The organism is Metabacillus rhizolycopersici (assembly GCF_020075705.1).
Window position 1 is genome coordinate 1 of sequence record NZ_JAIQUM010000278.1, and the last position, 457, is coordinate 457.

The following is a 457-nucleotide window of genomic DNA, read 5'->3' on the forward strand; positions in this document are numbered from 1 at the left end:
AAATGGTGGCTCAGGACGGAATCGAACCGCCGACACATGGATTTTCAGTCCATTGCTCTACCAACTGAGCTACTGAGCCATACAGTTTATGGCTTCCACTAAACTTCGAATCTCTGCGTCAGCTCTTTCGTTCACATCCTCACGTATTGACATACGCTCCGGTGTTCACTCAATCGCTTCCTTGACCTTCTCGTTTATTGAAACCCTTTTCCTTGAGATAAGTGAATAATAGACTTATCATAATAAGAATGGCGGTCCGGACGGGACTCGAACCCGCGACCTCCTGCGTGACAGGCAGGCATTCTAACCAACTGAACTACCGGACCATTTTTTTGGTTGCGGGGACAGGATTTGAACCTGCGACCTTCGGGTTATGAGCCCGACGAGCTACCGAACTGCTCCACCCCGCGATAATAAGAGTAACTACATAAATAAATCTGGAGGAGGAAGGGGGATT

3 tRNA genes are annotated in these 457 nt (G+C 48.4%); all 3 read right to left on the reverse strand.

Going from position 1 to position 457, the window contains the following annotated elements:
• Positions 1–3 precede the first annotated feature (3 nt).
• Positions 4–79: transfer RNA gene (locus K9V48_RS28590), tRNA-Phe, on the reverse strand.
• Between the two features lie 170 nt (positions 80–249).
• A tRNA-Asp gene (locus K9V48_RS28595) sits at positions 250–326 on the reverse strand.
• A 7-nt stretch (positions 327–333) separates the two neighbouring features.
• Positions 334–410: transfer RNA gene (locus K9V48_RS28600), tRNA-Met, on the reverse strand.
• Positions 411–457: the final 47 nt, after the last annotated feature.